The organism is Endozoicomonas sp. ALB032 (assembly GCF_049310125.1).
Lineage (GTDB): Bacteria > Pseudomonadota > Gammaproteobacteria > Pseudomonadales > Endozoicomonadaceae > Endozoicomonas_A.
The window spans coordinates 4,793,600-4,809,403 of the sequence record NZ_JBLYNW010000001.1 but is presented as its reverse complement, the minus strand read 5'-3'; the positions used below and the strand labels follow the sequence as shown (position 1 = coordinate 4,809,403).

Annotated in this window: 13 protein-coding genes; 9 read left to right on the top strand and 4 right to left on the bottom strand. The window is 49.8% G+C overall.

The genetic code is table 11. The features are described from left to right. Nucleotides 1–217 precede the first annotated feature (217 nt). The 9 genes from xerD (at nucleotide 218) to ACO6VG_RS17500 (ending at nucleotide 10,342) form a co-directional block, all read left to right on the top strand. A complete protein-coding gene (gene xerD / locus ACO6VG_RS17540; RefSeq protein WP_422133489.1) occupies nucleotides 218–1,105 on the top strand; it encodes a site-specific tyrosine recombinase XerD in 888 nt (295 codons plus the stop codon). A 207-nt stretch (nucleotides 1,106–1,312) separates the two neighbouring features. Next, nucleotides 1,313–1,648, top strand: a complete 336-nt coding sequence (locus tag ACO6VG_RS17535; protein ID WP_422133488.1) for a c-type cytochrome — start codon at nucleotides 1,313–1,315, stop codon at nucleotides 1,646–1,648. Between the two features lie 64 nt (nucleotides 1,649–1,712). Beyond that, the gene (locus ACO6VG_RS17530) at nucleotides 1,713–2,933 is read left to right on the top strand and encodes a sulfite oxidase (RefSeq protein WP_422133487.1); all 1,221 of its coding nucleotides are present in this window, start codon (nucleotides 1,713–1,715) and stop codon (nucleotides 2,931–2,933) included. Then, nucleotides 2,933–3,319, top strand: a complete 387-nt coding sequence (locus ACO6VG_RS17525; RefSeq protein WP_422133486.1) for a hypothetical protein — start codon at nucleotides 2,933–2,935, stop codon at nucleotides 3,317–3,319. Before ACO6VG_RS17530 ends, ACO6VG_RS17525 begins: the two co-directional genes overlap by 1 nt. Nucleotides 3,320–3,883: 564 nt before the next feature. After that, the gene (locus ACO6VG_RS17520; protein WP_422133485.1) at nucleotides 3,884–4,711 is read left to right on the top strand and encodes a DsbC family protein; all 828 of its coding nucleotides are present in this window, start codon (nucleotides 3,884–3,886) and stop codon (nucleotides 4,709–4,711) included. Between the two features lie 246 nt (nucleotides 4,712–4,957). Further along, the gene (locus tag ACO6VG_RS17515; protein ID WP_422133484.1) at nucleotides 4,958–6,259 is read left to right on the top strand and encodes a homoserine dehydrogenase; all 1,302 of its coding nucleotides are present in this window, start codon (nucleotides 4,958–4,960) and stop codon (nucleotides 6,257–6,259) included. Nucleotides 6,260–6,386: 127 nt separating this feature from the next. Continuing rightward, nucleotides 6,387–7,796 (top strand): threonine synthase, encoded by a 1,410-nt coding sequence (thrC, locus tag ACO6VG_RS17510; RefSeq protein WP_422474947.1) that lies wholly within the window; start codon nucleotides 6,387–6,389, stop codon nucleotides 7,794–7,796. 124 nt (nucleotides 7,797–7,920) lie between these two features. Beyond that, the gene (recJ, locus tag ACO6VG_RS17505) at nucleotides 7,921–9,639 is read left to right on the top strand and encodes a single-stranded-DNA-specific exonuclease RecJ (protein ID WP_422474944.1); all 1,719 of its coding nucleotides are present in this window, start codon (nucleotides 7,921–7,923) and stop codon (nucleotides 9,637–9,639) included. Between the two features lie 97 nt (nucleotides 9,640–9,736). Next, entirely contained in the window at nucleotides 9,737–10,342 is a 606-nt protein-coding gene (locus ACO6VG_RS17500; RefSeq protein WP_422133481.1) for a paraquat-inducible protein A, read from the top strand. 5 nt (nucleotides 10,343–10,347) lie between these two features. On the opposite strand, the gene ACO6VG_RS17495 is transcribed toward ACO6VG_RS17500, so the two are convergent. The 4 genes from ACO6VG_RS17495 to ACO6VG_RS17480 all read right to left on the bottom strand — a co-directional run bounded on the left by ACO6VG_RS17495 (nucleotide 10,348) and on the right by ACO6VG_RS17480 (nucleotide 15,772). Then, on the bottom strand, nucleotides 10,348–10,740 hold the full coding sequence (locus ACO6VG_RS17495; RefSeq protein WP_317141854.1) for a DUF2721 domain-containing protein: 393 nt from the start codon (nucleotides 10,738–10,740) through the stop codon (nucleotides 10,348–10,350). Nucleotides 10,741–10,778: 38 nt separating this feature from the next. After that, the gene (gene dinB / locus ACO6VG_RS17490; RefSeq protein ID WP_422474942.1) at nucleotides 10,779–11,888 is read right to left on the bottom strand and encodes a DNA polymerase IV; all 1,110 of its coding nucleotides are present in this window, start codon (nucleotides 11,886–11,888) and stop codon (nucleotides 10,779–10,781) included. 81 nt (nucleotides 11,889–11,969) lie between these two features. Next, nucleotides 11,970–12,266: a hypothetical protein gene (locus ACO6VG_RS17485; RefSeq protein WP_422474940.1), complete on the bottom strand. Its 297-nt coding sequence runs from the start codon at nucleotides 12,264–12,266 to the stop codon at nucleotides 11,970–11,972. Between the two features lie 257 nt (nucleotides 12,267–12,523). After that, nucleotides 12,524–15,772 (bottom strand): PEP/pyruvate-binding domain-containing protein, encoded by a 3,249-nt coding sequence (locus ACO6VG_RS17480; protein ID WP_422474938.1) that lies wholly within the window; start codon nucleotides 15,770–15,772, stop codon nucleotides 12,524–12,526. Nucleotides 15,773–15,804 lie beyond the last annotated feature (32 nt).

The following is a 15,804-nucleotide window of genomic DNA, read 5'->3' as shown; positions in this document are numbered from 1 at the left end:
TCTTTAGGGTTCTCCAAAACCCTGAGCATGACGCCCAGGGTCATAAAAGTTCTGACAATCCGGCAACCTTGTCAGTCCATAAAAAAAGCGACGAAAGTCGCTTTTTTTATGGCTTCAAAACAGAAAACAGCTTTTCATTTTCAGGCTTGTACTGTTTTCTTTACGATCCTTCCATATGCCGCAATAATGGAGACCTGAACCTGATATACAGATAATAATGGCCAATACCTCCATCGAACTGTTTCTCAACCACCTCTGGCTTGAGAAAGGCCTTAGCGAAAACACCCGCACGGCCTATAAAAGCGATATAGAACAATTCGCTTCCTGGCTTTCTCAGAACAGACTCACACTTGAGAAATCATCTACTTCGGACCTGAGAAACTATCTGGCCTGGCGACACCAGCAAAAGTTTCAACCCAGCTCAACAGCCAGAGCACTATCCAGCCTGCGTGGCTATTACCGTTACCTTTTAAGAGAAAACATGGTCAGTCAGGACATTACTCAAAATATTGAGATGCCCAAACAGGGACGGCCTCTGCCCAAATCCCTGACGGAGACTGACGTTGAAAACCTGCTTGCAGCCCCTGATCTTGATACCGATTTAGGAGTTAGAGATCGATGTATGCTGGAGCTACTTTACGCCTGCGGACTCAGAGTATCGGAGCTGGTCAACCTCAACCTGAATCAAATCAACCAAAGGCAGGGCATCGTTCGTATTCAGGGCAAGGGTAATAAAGAGAGGCTGGTGCCTATGGGTGAAGAGGCCCTGAACTGGCTTCACCTCTACCTGAAAGACAGCAGACCCTTTCTGATCAGTGACCCGGAGAATCGGGTACTGTTTCCCGGCCGAAACGGCAGCCCGATGACACGTCAGACCTTTTGGCACCGGATCAAACAACATGCCATAACAGCTAACATTCAAAGCACGGTTTCCCCCCACGTTCTTCGACACGCCTTTGCTACCCACCTGTTGAACCATGGAGCCGACCTCCGGGTGGTCCAACTGCTACTGGGACACAGCGACCTTTCAACGACCCAGATATATACCCATATTGCCCGGCAGCGGTTGAGCGAACTGCATGAATCTCACCATCCCAGAGGCTGAATGCAGGTTCAGCCTTTTTAAACAGTAAAATACAAGACTAAGCTTCATTTGACAGACACCCATTGAACATCCGAATCCGGCTTCATCAGACCCAAAAAAAACAGATATTAAGTATTTATAAGCATCACTATTTAGCAATTATAAGACCTACGCCTTTTAATTTAGCCATTCGGATTAAAATCAGAAAACATTGTGTAGGCTTGCGCTTTGAACTTACCGGATACCATCAGGCTCTACCTGAGACCCTGGGCAGTTACAGCACTGCTGCTTTTGCCTTCTGCCATCCTGTCAACAGCCCAGGCAGCTGACAGATATGAAAAGTTAGCTAACATGTGTCGTGCCTGCCATGGTCAGGATGGTAGTAATAAGTTCAATACCATCCCGAATCTCAAGTGGCAGAATCGCCAGTACCTTTTCGCTCAATTACAGGCTTTCAAAAGCGGGAAACGACAGGACATCACCATGACTAAAGTCGCTCAACTGTTAAGTGAAGAAGATATGCTGCGTCTGGCTGACTTTTTCTTCGAAGGCAAAAAGCCTTGAGCATACCCAAAGCCTCTGTAACCTGAACAAACCAGATGCCAAAAGGTTAACCGGATACCAGACAATGAACAGAAGAAAGTTTCTACAGCAGGCACTGACCGCATCCGCTGCTTCCATTCTGTCTGTGAGGTGGGTTTTTGCTCAAAACCGTCCCCCGGGTCTGGAGCCTGTTGACATCTCCACAATGAAATGGGTCAGGGCGGAAGATCTGCCAGATTATTACACGGTATTGAATACCAAGCCGTTAAATGCCCATCCTGCTGAGCATATGCTGGACCCGGCAGTCACACCGGCAAACATAGCCTTTACACGCTGGAATGGTCTGATGCCGGATTTCGACAAGATAGACCCGAAGACCTGGACCTTTACTGTCGACGGTGAATCCGTCGTCAAATCCAGGACTTATACCATTGATGAACTCAAAAGCAGGTTCAAACACCACAAACAGAACCTGGTTCTGGAATGTGGCGGCAATAGCCGTAAAAATTTTTTTCCCAACACCAAAGGCAACCAATGGAATAACGCTGCCGTTTTTTGCTCACAATGGACCGGCGTCCTGCTCAGCGATGTACTGAAAGACTGTGGCGTGAAAGACGACGCAGTTTACACCGGTAACCATGGGATTGATAAACAACTGAGCGGCACAGGACCTGCGATTTCGCGGGGTGTACCCATTGCCGCAGCCATGAATGATAACGCCCTGATCGCCTGGGCTATGAATGGCGAAGATATTCCATTTCGCCACGGTTTCCCCCTGCGCATTGTCTTTGCTGGCCGCCCGGCTTCTGTCTCCCAGAAGGCAGCCACAGGTATCAGTGTTCGTAACAAGGTGCATGATGGCGCCAAGATGGCAGCACCGGCCTATCAGGTTCCCAGATACCCTATAGCACCCGGAGAGAAAGTGCCCAATGAAGATTATGAAATTATCGAAGAGATGATCGTCAAATCTTTGATCACTTTCCCGCAGAGCGGGATTGAACTGTCACTGGGTAAAACCCAGGAAGTGAGGGGGCACGCCTGGGCCGGTTTGCGAAAAGTCGTCAAGGTTGAAGTCAGTTATGACTATGGTACTCGCTGGCATCAGGCCGAATTGAGTCAACCGGTCAACAAGGGTGCCTGGCAACAGTGGCGCATAAATCTGAAGCTGCCAGAGCAGGGTTACTACGAAATCTGGGCCAAAGCCACGGACAGTGAAGGAGATTCCCAGCCTGTGGTACAACCCCAGTGGAATCCGAAAGGCTACCTCTTCAATGGCTGTCACCGAATTGCTGTGAGGGTTGCCTGATGCCGGACTTAAAAAAGCTCAAAATATTGATAGTCTCGGCGTTACTTTGTGGAGCAAGCCTGGCCGCACCCGATGAAGTGCCAAAAAAAGAGTACCCGGTTGATCCCGGGTCCGGACTGATAATGGCTCCGGGCTGGGAGATGGTTAACGCTCAGTGTAACGTCTGCCATAGCAGTCTTATTATCAGCCAGAACAGTGGTGACAAAAAAGCCTGGCGTGAGACCCTGCAGTGGATGATAGATACCCAGGGACTCTGGGATCTTTCTGAAACCTGGGAACCGATCCTGGACTATCTCAGCACCAACTATGGTGTTGCAGATATTGATAGGGAGACTTTTCGAAGGCTCCCCCTGGACGCGGCATTAATGCCTCCACCCAGAAAGTAAAGACCCAACTCCGAACGGGTCACGGTTTATGTCGCCGCCTGTTAGAGCACTCACCACTCGTTCCCACGCTCTGAGGGTGTCGCAAAACACTGATTCCCACACTTTCAGGCCCTGTGGGTCCCAGCGTGGGAACGAGTTGTCTTCACTCCCGTCATTCCCGCGAAGGAGGCTGTCGTAGTCGGGCTGGTCTGTGACACCTTCATAATCGGCGAGGATGGCCAAATATGGCGATGCGGGGAGATCTTCCCGAATGCCAGTAGTTTGTCGGCTCACGAAAACGCAGAACACAGCGGGCGAAGAAGGTGCGACATAACCGTAACAGATACGGATGGCCAACAGAGGCTATGTTGGACGCTCTGCAGAAGTTCAAGAGACCTGACGGAACACAAAAGGAGATATCACAACCAACCAGTAGTCAATTTTCTGATTCATGGCAGCTAAAACTGACAATTCCAATAAAGTGTCTAAACTTCTGCCCCAGAACCTACGATCATATTGGCAGTAGCTACCTGACTTGCTTCACACTGTCGGTCGAGAAAAAAACAATACCCAGGAGGATGACTCATGCGCCTAAGCACCCTGATCTTATCTGCCACTCTGGCGACTGCCCCCTTTTTGCGGGCTGAGCCATTAGCAGACCAGGTCACTCAAGAAGTACAAAATGCCATTACCAGTGAACTGAAAGGTCTGGATCCCAACATTCCCATTAAAAAGATTGAAAAGACTGGCTGGGAAGGCGTGTTCAGAATAACGCTGGAAGGCGGCAGCGTGATCCATTCCAATGAAACCGGCAAACTCCTGCTGCGTGGTGACATGCTGGAAATTAACAATGGCCAGATCGTTAACCTGACAGAAGAACTCCGTAATAAAGCCGTGGCAGACCAACTGAAGTCTCTGAAAAAAGAAGATCAGATTGTCTTTTCACCCGAAGAGGTCAAAGGCGTTGTTTATATCTTTACAGATACCGACTGTGGTTACTGCCGAAAGCTCCACCAGGAAGTGCCTGAACTCAATAATATGGGGATAGAAGTACGTTATCTGGCTTTCCCCAGAGGCGGAAAACAATCCCCCGCCTACGCCAAAATGGTTAATGCCTGGTGTTCACCTGAGAGAACGCAAGCCCTTTCAGAGCTGAAAAACGGCAAAGAGATTACTCATCAAGCTTCCAAAGAAGACAAAGATCAAACCCGATGCGAAGTTCTCGTTGAAGAGCAATTCGAGCAGGGCCTGAAGCTGGGTGTGAGCGGAACCCCTGCTCTGTTTCTTGAGAGCGGCAAAGCCATACCCGGTTACCGCCCAGCTGTGGAGCTTGCCAAAATTATGGGCATTACACCTCCTCCTGCCCCTGAACCAGCTCCTGACACTAAAGCTGACTCTGCGCCAAAGTCATAGAGTACTTCAGGGTGCGAACCTGCTTCGCACCTGCTTCCCAAATCAGTCATACCGCCATACATTAATAGCCTCTGATCGTCAGCAGGAACAGCGAAGAACCTGCAAACAGTTCGGGCAAACTATCGCTCTTAAGGCCGGTTTATGGCTATAATCCCCCATCCATTGATAATAAATCAGAGCGCTTTCTGTTTCTGAAAGCCGTCGACACAGACAGTGAGTTGAGATCAGCTCACGGGGGATAACAGTTTGAAACCGGTCAAAGTAGGAATATGTGGCCTGGGTACCGTAGGCAGCGGTACGTTTAATGTACTGACACGCAATGCCAGTAGCATTGCTGCACGAACTGGCAGACCCATTATTGTAGAGCAGATTGGTGCCCGTCGGGACAATCCTGCTGCTGATACCTCGACCACCCAAGTCACCCGTGACATCTTTGATGTCGCCCGTAATCCCGAAGTGGATATTCTTGTCGAAACCATTGGCGGATACGATGTTGCCAAGGAGTTGATTCTCACAGCGATCCAACACGGCAAACATGTTGTTACGGCCAACAAAGCGCTGATAGCCGAACATGGCAATGAGATCTTTCAGGCAGCCCGTGAAAAGAATGTCGTGGTTGCCTATGAAGCGGCAGTGGCTGGCGGCATCCCTGTCATCAAGTGCCTGAGAGAGGGTCTGGCAGGCAACCAGGTTAACTGGCTGGCCGGCATCATCAATGGAACCGGTAATTTTATTCTGACTGAAATGGGCGACAAAAATCGTTCATTTGAAGAAGTACTCGCCGAGGCCCAGGCCCTGGGGTACGCAGAAGCTGACCCCACCTTTGATGTAGAAGGCATTGATGCCTGCCACAAACTGACCATTATGGCTTCTATTGCCTTTGGTATCCCTCTGAACTTTGAGCGCGCCTATACAGAAGGTATCAGCCGTATAACTCCGGCCGATATTCAATACGCGCAAGAGCTGGGCTACCGCATAAAACATCTGGGCATTGCCCGACAGACTGATGAAGGCGTTGAACTCAGAGTTCATCCGACCCTGATTCCGGCTTCCCGACCACTGGCCAATATCAACGGCGTTCTGAACTCTGTTGTGATCAATGCAGATGCCATCGGTGAAACCATGATGGTGGGACCCGGTGCTGGCGCCGAGCCAACAGCCTCTTCTGTTGTTGCCGATATTATGGACATTGCCAGAGCACTGGCAACGCCAGAAGCAGCCCCTAACCCACTGGGTTTCTCCGAAGATCAGTTACAAAGCATTCCAGTTCTGGCCATCGGTGAAACACTGAGTCCCAATTATCTGCGCATCCATGCTGACGATCACCCTGGTGTCATGAATGCCATTACCCGGATTCTCAGTGACCGTGGGATCAATATGGATGCCATCACCCAAAAAGCGATCCGTGAAAGCGATGGCTTCGCTGACATTGTTATCCTGACCCAGACCATCAAAGAATCGGAGCTGGATAAGGCCATTGCCGAAATTGAAAGCCTGAGCGATATCCAGGCACCTGTCACACGCATTCGTGTTGAGACCATGGCTTGAAAACTGTCGTTTGTCAGACAGCTACTGATTAAGTCCTGAGTGCATAAGCCCCGGAAGGAGTGAGATTCAAGTCTCACCCTTCATGGGAAAGCAGCCATGAACTCATAAACAATAGATGGAATAGACCGTGAAATACATCAGTACCCGGGGACAGGGTGGAGAAAAGAGTTTTAAGGAAGTACTTCTGGCCGGTCTGGCCGAAGACGGTGGCTTGTACATCCCTGCCGAACTGCCCCAGTTTGATCAAGATAAAATCCGCTCACTGAGGGGCCTGCCTTACAACGAACTGGCCTTTGAAGTGATTAAACCTTTTGTGGCAGGTGAAATTCCTGACCCCAAACTGAAGGAAATGATTGATGACAGCTACGCAACCTTTGCTCATGAAGCAGTTGCACCGCTAACTCAACTAAAAAGTCACCAGTGGGTCATGGAGCTGTTCCACGGCCCTACCCTGGCTTTTAAAGATTTTGCCCTGCAACTGCTTGGCCGATTACTGGATTACACTCTTACCGAAAGAGGTGAACGTGCTGTCGTTCTGGGTGCCACCTCCGGTGACACAGGTTCGGCAGCTATCGAAGGCTGTCGGCACAGTAAAGCGCTGGATATTTTCATCCTTCACCCCTACCAGAGAGTCTCTGAAGTCCAGAGACGACAAATGACTACTATTTTGGACAGCAACGTCAACAATATCGCTGTTCAGGGTAACTTTGATGACTGTCAGGCGATGGTCAAACGGTGCTTTGCCGATCAGTCCTTCCTGCCAGACTCGCCAGGAAAAAAGACCCGCCTGGTGGCTGTCAACTCCATCAACTGGGCCCGCATCATGGCTCAGGTCGTATACTACTTCCATGCAGCATTGGAGTTGGGTGGCCCGGACAGAGAGGTTTCCTTCTCGGTACCCACCGGCAACTTCGGTGACATCTTCGCAGGTTACATCGCCCGGGGTATGGGACTGCCAATCAATAAGCTGATTGTTGCAACTAACCGTAACGATATTCTGCACCGCTTTTTCCAGAGCAACGATTACAGCAAACAAGGCCTCGAACACACCCTGTCGCCCAGTATGGATATTATGGTGTCAAGCAACTTTGAGCGCCTGCTGTTCGACCTTCAGGATCGTGATGGCCAGGCCCTTGCCGCACAGATGGCAGCCTTTGAAGAAACCGGCAAGCTCTCGGTTTCAGAACAGCGCTGGCAGAAAATCCGCGAGTTGTTCGACAGCAGTCGTAGTGCCGACCAGGATACCTGCAATGCCATCAAAGACCTGTTTGATCGCACTGAATACCTGGCCGACCCTCATACTATTACCGCTATCAGAGCACTGACAGAAGTTGAAACGGACAGCCGTGTTCCCAATGTCGTTCTGGCAACCGCTCACCCTGTGAAGTTTCCCGAAGCCATTGAAAAAGCCGGACTGGACGCCCCGGAGCTGCCACATCATCTGAAGGACCTTCTGGAACGTGAAGAGCGTTATGAGGTTCTGCCTGACGACCTGAACGCTGTGAAAAGCTTTATTCAGAATCATCTGGCACAATAAAGCTTACCGCAGGCAGCTTATCCTGAGCTGCCTGCTCTCATTTAGCCAATAACCCTCCTGTGCTCTGACGCTCTCTGTGATAGAGTAAACCGATACTTTTTACTGCAGACAGCCCAGAACTTCCATGCCGCTTCAGATCATTAGACGCACCAGCACCCCTCTCTCTTTAACTGATGGCATAGACCCGCTTCTCGCCCGAATATACAGTGCCCGGGGCATCAGCCACCCTTCGGAAATCAATCGTCAGCTAAAGGGTCTTCAGAGCTATAAAAGTCTCAAGGATATTGAAAAAGCAGCCAGTCTTCTGACTGACGCTGTTTATGGCCAGCAACGTATTTTAATCGTCGGAGACTTTGATTGTGACGGAGCCACCAGCAGTGCGCTGGGTGTCCTGGCCATGAGAGAAATGGGTGCAATAGTGGATTACCTGGTGCCTAACCGATTTGAATATGGTTATGGTCTGACACCGGAGATTGTTCAGGTCGCCAGACAATATCAGCCTGACGTTCTGGTCACCGTCGACAATGGCATCTCCAGCATAGAAGGCGTAGCAGCTGCAAAATCTCTGGGCTGGAAGGTCATCGTCACGGATCACCATCTGGCCGGCGAACAGATTCCTCAAGCCGACGCTATCGTCAACCCCAATCAGCCTGACTGCCCTTTCATCGGTAAAAATACCGCCGGGGTGGGCATTATTTTTTACGTCATGTGCGCACTGAGAACCGAGTTGCGCAGGCGGGGCTGGTTTGCAGGAAAAACCGAGTTCAACCCTTTTCAATTACTGGATCTCGTTGCCTTGGGTACCATTGCTGACGTTGTCAGTCTGGACGCCAACAATCGCATTCTCGCCTATCAGGGTCTGGCAAGAATTCGTGCTGGCCATTGTCGTCCGGGGATTCAGGCACTGATTGAGATCTCAGGCCGACAACAGTCACGCCTGACCTCTTCCGACCTGGGATTTGCCCTGGGACCTCGCCTCAATGCAGCGGGACGCCTGGATGACATGTCCACCGGTATCGAATTATTACTGACAGAGCGTATCGAGACAGCACGGGAACTGGCTGCTGAGCTGGACGGTCTTAACCGGGACAGAAAAGAGATTGAAGCAGGAATGCATGTAGAGGCCATGAGCCACTTGTCCAGCCTGAAACTGGATCAGCATTCCGACTTGCCCTGGGGGGTCAGTCTTTTCCGCGAAGGCTGGCATCAGGGTGTGGTAGGCATTCTGGCCTCAAGGGTGAAAGAGAAATTACACCGCCCGGTGATCGCCTTTGCAGAAGCCGACAATGACGAAATCAAAGGTTCGGCAAGGTCCATAAAAGGTTTGCACATGCGCGACGCTCTGGACAGTGTTGCCCGGGAAAACCCCGGCCTCATCATCAAATTCGGCGGTCATGCCATGGCAGCAGGTCTGAGCATTTATAAAAAAGATTTCGAGACGTTCGCGGCTGCTTTTGACCGGATTGTAAAACAGGAGCTCTCTGCTGAGCAGCTTGAAGCAGAGATCCATACCGATGGCGAACTGGGTGTCTCCGAGCTGACAATGGATACGGCTCAACTGCTACGCGATAGCGGGCCATGGGGACAGAATTTCCCGGAACCTTCATTCGATGGCCGGTTTCAGATCATTCAGCAGCGGCTGGTAGGCCAGAAACATCTGAAAATGGTGCTCAAGCTGCCTTCGTCAGAATATTATGTAGATGCCATTGCCTTCAACATTGACCCGGGGCAGTGGCCAAACCAGAACATAACAACCGTTAAAGCGGTTTATAAACTGGACATTAACGAGTTTCGGGGTCAACAGAGCCTTCAGTTGATTGTTGACCACCTTGAATCAGCCTGATAGCAGGGGGACTGCCCTCATTGGCATATCATTGTTCTTTGCAGGTTTCTCAACTATTTTAGTGACAAGATAACTCTTTCCAGAAGACACAAGAAAAATGACTGAGCCCCGAAATTTCAGTATTGCTGCCCCCCTGATTGTTTTAATCATTTCACTAGGTTTATTGATTCCCGGAATCACCCAACCCATGATCACACTTCAGGCGGATATGAACCGACAGGCCCTGGTCAAGGAAGGTCAAAAAATTATGGAACAACAGTCCATTCACCCGGCACTGCTGACTATGGCCAACCAGTTTCTCTCTAATCTGAAGGTGGAAGGCCAGAGCCGGGTTTATGACAAGACCCGAAGCATTCTTGGCACTGCCAGCGACCTCTGGAATTTTGGCTACAAATTTGTCGCCATTCTGATTCTTACCTTCAGTGTCCTGATACCTGCTATCAAAAGCTTACTCTTGCTGGCATCCTGTCACTCGCCATCACGAAGAGTTGCACTTAAAGTCAACGCTGCGCTCGGTAAATGGTCTATGGCAGACGTGTTCGCAATGGGGATCATCATTGCCATGCTGGCTGCCAACGCCACTGCGTCGGAAAGCGCTCTGCTGAATTTTCAGGCAGAACTGCACTGTGGATTCTATCTCTTTGTCGCCTACTGCCTGGTTTCAGGATTGACAGGGCAGCTGTTATTGAAAGAGCAGCCATAAACTGCTCAATCTTCCATCTCACTTACCTGAAGTTCCAGCGCATCAATCGAAATTTTAATTTCGGCCAGACAGATGATCAGGGAAATCAATAAAGCCAGCAGGCTTATACCAAAAATGATAAAACCCACCTGATATTGACCCAGGTGAAGAAGAAACATAACCAGAACACAGCAGATAAAGCTGACAATTCCAGCCCCCTGCATGTGTTTGATGAGTATCATTCGTCGCCTGAGGTTTTCCATCTGCCCTTTGATGTGAGGGTTATCCGGATGTTTCTTGAACTCACCGTGAAGATTTCTGATCAATGTAGCCAGCGCCAGAAACTTGTTGGTATAGGCAAGGAACAATAGAGAAATGGCCGGAAACAACAGGGCGGGAGTTGTCAGATTCAGCTCCATGGGACCTTATCAGAGTTTAAATATTGAGAGATGCCATACTATATCCTTCCACCCCTGCGTTCAAACAACTCCAATTGCTGCATCTGCCCCGAGGTTCTCAAATCCAGCAGCCTTACGCCAACACCCAGTAGACGAACAGGTTTATCCCCCCTTTGCCAGGCTCGAATCAGCAATGCCTGGAAGTGTGCCTCGGGTGCCAGATCATCGGACTCTATCATTTCCTCAAGTGTTGTCTGGGTGAAATCGTTGAACTTCACTTTTACAAACCGCTTGGTGACCGAATATTCATTCCTGATTGCCTGAAAACGTCGCGACAGATCCTCAACCAGGGGTTTTACCTGAGTCAGTATCGACTGTTCGTCCTGCAAATCTGCATCAAAAGTGTGCTCAACAGATAACGACTTCCGTCTTCTATCCAGCTCCAGTGCACGATTGTCCTCGCCTCTGGCAAGCTCCCAGAGGCGCTCGCCGAAACTGCCAAACCAACGACACAACTCAACCGGAGAGTATTGTCGCAACATGCCACAGGTCATAATCCCTTTGCTATGTAGCTTTTGAGCAGTGACCTTGCCGACACCGTGTATCTTCTCAACCGGTAATTCAAAAACAAAATCCTGAACCTGGTCGGGCGTGATCACACAAAGACCTTTTGGCTTGTTCCAGTCGGATGCCACCTTGGCCAGAAATTTGTTTGGAGCCACACCCACAGAGACAGAAATCCCCACCTCTTCCAGGACAGACTGCATAATCTCCCGGGCCATCAGCGTGCCACTGCCCTGGCAGTGACTGGAGTGGGAAACATCCAGATAGGCCTCATCCAGCGACAAGGGCTCAATCATCTCAGTGTAACGATGAAAAATGGCATGCATCTGCCGTGAAGCGGCTTTATAGACATCAAACCGGGCTGGCAAAATAATCAGATCAGGACAGAGCCTGAGTGCACGATAGGACGCCATAGCAGAATGCACGCCCGACTTTCGCGCCGCATAACTGCATGTGGCAATCACTCCTCGACGTTCAGCTTTACCCCCCACAGCAAAAGCCTTGCCTTTTAGCGTGGGGTCATCCCTCTCCTCTACAGAGCAGTAAAAGGCATCTGCATCAACATGGAGAATTTTTCTCTGAACAGATTGATTCGGTTCCTGCATGGTGTTATCGAAAAATAGTGCGAAAAAAATTGAAGCTGCCTGTAAAGACTAACGACAGGTGAAGCAGGAAACAATGATTTCTTAGTGACTTTTTATACAGCCTTGATCGGTCTCTTCACTCTGGACGAGGGTATCGCAAAACTCCAACAACTCGTACCCATGCTCTGGGGTCGTCATTCCCGCGAAGGCGGGAATCCAGCGCCAACGGTGGATCTCTGCCTTCTCGGGGATGATAAGGCCAGGGGGCACCAGGCGGTATGGTTCTGGTGGTAAGTCAGTGTGGATTCCCGCCTTCGCGGGAATGACGAGAATGAAGCCGGGAATGACGAGAATGAAGCCGGGAATGACGAGAATGAAGCCGGGAATGACGGGAGTCAACTCGTTCCCACGCTGGAGAGAGTTTTGCGACACCCTCTGGACATGTCTGACCTCAAAAATGTTCAGCAAAGTCTTAATGACGCAGAAAGATGCCATGTCACCCCAAGAGAGATGTCGCAACGCTGAATATTTAGGTATTTTCAAATGATCGATAAAAAACGAGGGAAATTTCCGGTCTGCTTCAGCCCGGTTCTATCCAGCAATCAGGAAAAACGACAATATTTTCACTGATCAGGGTTCTCAGAATAGATCAGACCTTATCTCCAGAAATAAGCAGAGTAATGATTTTTAGCCCGTTCGCTGGCATATTCCGGCCCATGCTCTCGCAAGACATTATTGAGCTTTTCTTTATTAACTGAAAGTGGCTGAACCGGTAGAAGATAAAACTCCAGTTTGTAGCTGAAGGATGGATTGATCACAAAGTAGTGGTTTTTATAGCCAAACAGCAACTCAACCACTTGAACAGCGTATTTGGGATGTAACAATACATAATGATGTAAGAACTCCCAGCGAATGTCCTCAGCGATCTCATCATTCAAGAACATCTCCCTCAGACTATCTACTGTTTTTTTCCCCTGAAATACTAACGAATTACACGAACCTAACTGCTGGGCCCAGCGAACAAACTGTTGCAGTCGGTTGCTTAATAACTGGCAGCATTCGCTAGAAATCCTGAACCCACCGCAGTAAAACATTGAGAAAAGGCAATGTTGAAAGGCAAATCTGTCAGCTGCTGTTGCAACATCGCGATTAAGGCGTTGTGCAAGCAAGTTGAAGTCCCACTGATCTCCTTCAAAAATACGTAAGTCCTCTAAATGTCTATCCAGATTATACATGGAATCTAACGCAATCATCAGTTTTTCAAAGGCATGCTGCATGGTTTGATGCAATTTCATTCGCGGGCATTCGACGACAATTTCACCCGCTATGGCATTGCAAGTTACCTTCATACCACCAGCATTTTTATTCAGTTCGATCGCTTTCAGCAACTGCACCAGAAACCACATACGCTTTAACTTGGCGCTGACATCGACACCATCATTGCCATCAAATTGGTCAGAAAACTTAAGCCGCAAGGTTCGTCCTTTTCCCCCCTCTGCGTTTTCCAGTAGCTCGATAAGGCACAGATGAACGCCAAGCTTCAGGTTAACAATCGTGGCACTGTCCATACTGAAGACAGTCCCCGTAGACCCGGAATTTTCAATGGATGATCTGTCGGACGGCCTCAGTAGCGATACTTTGTCACTCGGGGTCGTGCAGTCAACATAGGTGATTTTCTTTACTCTCGATACCCTGCCCTGAACCGAATCCAGAGCAATCGGAGCCAGCGCGTTTACGAAACGCTGATGCAAGGCAAAAATCAGTTCATGAATACTTCTGACCTGCTCAGCCTCTTTAAGATGCAGTGATTGCAGAACGGATTGTAGTTGCTGACAGTCTGCAACCCACTGACGGAAGGATCCCTGCCTTTTTTCAGCAGCTTTCAGGGGCAGCATAATAGCCTCCAGGCCTGACAGGACGCTCTCTTTGAGTGTCTTGAACCGTTTGATTAATTGTTGTGCTTCATCCTGCAAAGGTCTGACACTGCTTCTCCCCAGCTGCAAGAATGCATGGTAGCCATCCAGAAATGCTTCAGCCCCCTGAACCAGTTGATTTACCCTGACTCTGATCTCTGCCAGCAACTCTGCCCGTTGCGGCGACATGCTCAGTTTTATGGGATTTGCCAGACAATCCAGTCCGCCACCGGAGGCAAAAAATGCCAACAAACGGGCATTTTGATCCGTGAGCCACTGAAAACCGCTGGCGATATTAAGGAATGTGCCTTCAGGGGGGGACAAATCACTCCGTGACGGGACGGCTCCGGTGAGCGGCACATCAGAAAATGCAGAGGACAGACTTCTGTGACTGGCAAGTTTACCGCTAAGGTCACCGGCAACAATAAAGGCGCCAGGCTTTCCTTTGAAGCGGGCAAAGGCGAGCGTCGCCTGTTGGCCAACCTGAGCGGCCACGACCGCAAACTGTCCACCGGCCAGCATCAAGGTTTTTCCTTCCTGTTTCATAACAATCGCGACATGATCGTTGAAGCCTCCTTCGGCAAAGACAAACCCCCCTGCCCGCTTCAGGAACTCTGGCTCAAGCATCCAGTCTGCAGCGTGTTGGGCCACAACAATGGCACCCTCTGGCATAGAGTCCGCCGCTTGTTCTTCAGCCTGCCAGATTGTTCCGGTGCAATGGCCTTCGCTGACGCCCTGACCAACGGTCAGGGTCTTTTTGGGTATCGGCATCGCAAAATCCATGCCGCCAGAAAGCCGGGTAACAGGGCGCACCTGCAACAGGAACAAGTTACCCTGATGATCGATGGCAAACTCCACATCCACGGGGCAAAGCAACAGGTTCTCCAACTCCGTCACCGCCTGACTGAGTTTTACCACCAAATGATCACTGAGTTTATGAACACTGTCGTCTGATTGGTCGTCCGCATCATAAATTTCTGTTTCCAAATAGCCGTTATTGTTTTTGTGCAGGGCGAAGTGACTTGAAACCTTGCCGGAAAAGTATTGAAAGTGTTCAGCGCCTTCCTTGTGATAAATATCGATACGGTGGGGCGTATTACCGGACTGACCTGCCACTACGCCTCTGGGCTGACCCTTTGTGTACTCAATCCTGACGGTATCATTCTGAAAGGATTGAAAGCTCATGATGACTCCACCATATCGACAGTCAATACACTGTTGGATGATCAGCGCCATGGGTTGCGGTATGCCTTCGGGACAGACTTCAGGACGGTAACCTGAGGCCATGACCTTGAGACAGGTTCTGAAAACATCGCCTTCTGCCTGAATGACAGAGAGGTATTTGCCCGCCTGGGCATCGCCGTAGTTATCTTCATTGATGCCAGAACTGCGAACAATAACGGGCTGTGATGCAGAGAGTCGGTCCACCTGACGGTGAAGTTCCCTGATTTTTCGGGCCGCTTCAGAATCTTTAACCCGTTCGTAAAAGTCATCACTGGCAATAAATGTTGCCATACCTGACAGCCAGTCATCCCTTTTGGTTTGCTCTGAAGGCGGCAGGGTATTGAGGTATTCCCGGAGGTTCTTCAGGCTGGTCTTAGCCAGCGGTTCAGCAACAAACCCGGGCAAATAGTGATCTAACCGATGAGTATCGAGAGGGTGTTGTTCCAGCGCATTCATGATTTGAGCAGTCACACATTCGAAGGGCGGAACAGACAGACCGGCTGCTTTCATGCGCCACAAAAACATCCCCTTGCCCCCGAGCAGTTCCCGTTTGCAGGAAGAATGGTAAGCAGCCTGATCTGAAACAGCTGAATGACAGCTGCGCTTGACCAACAACCTTGGGTCGGGTGTACCACTGATATCAAGATTATCGAAATACCTTTTAGCTGGATGACCTGCCTCATTGGATCGAGTGCCAGCTCCGGTATTCTGAATTGAATTGGTTGTCAGGCTTTCAGGACATGATGCTCTGAAAGTAACATGATTCATTAGACATCCCTCTCATAATGTTCACCTGTGAC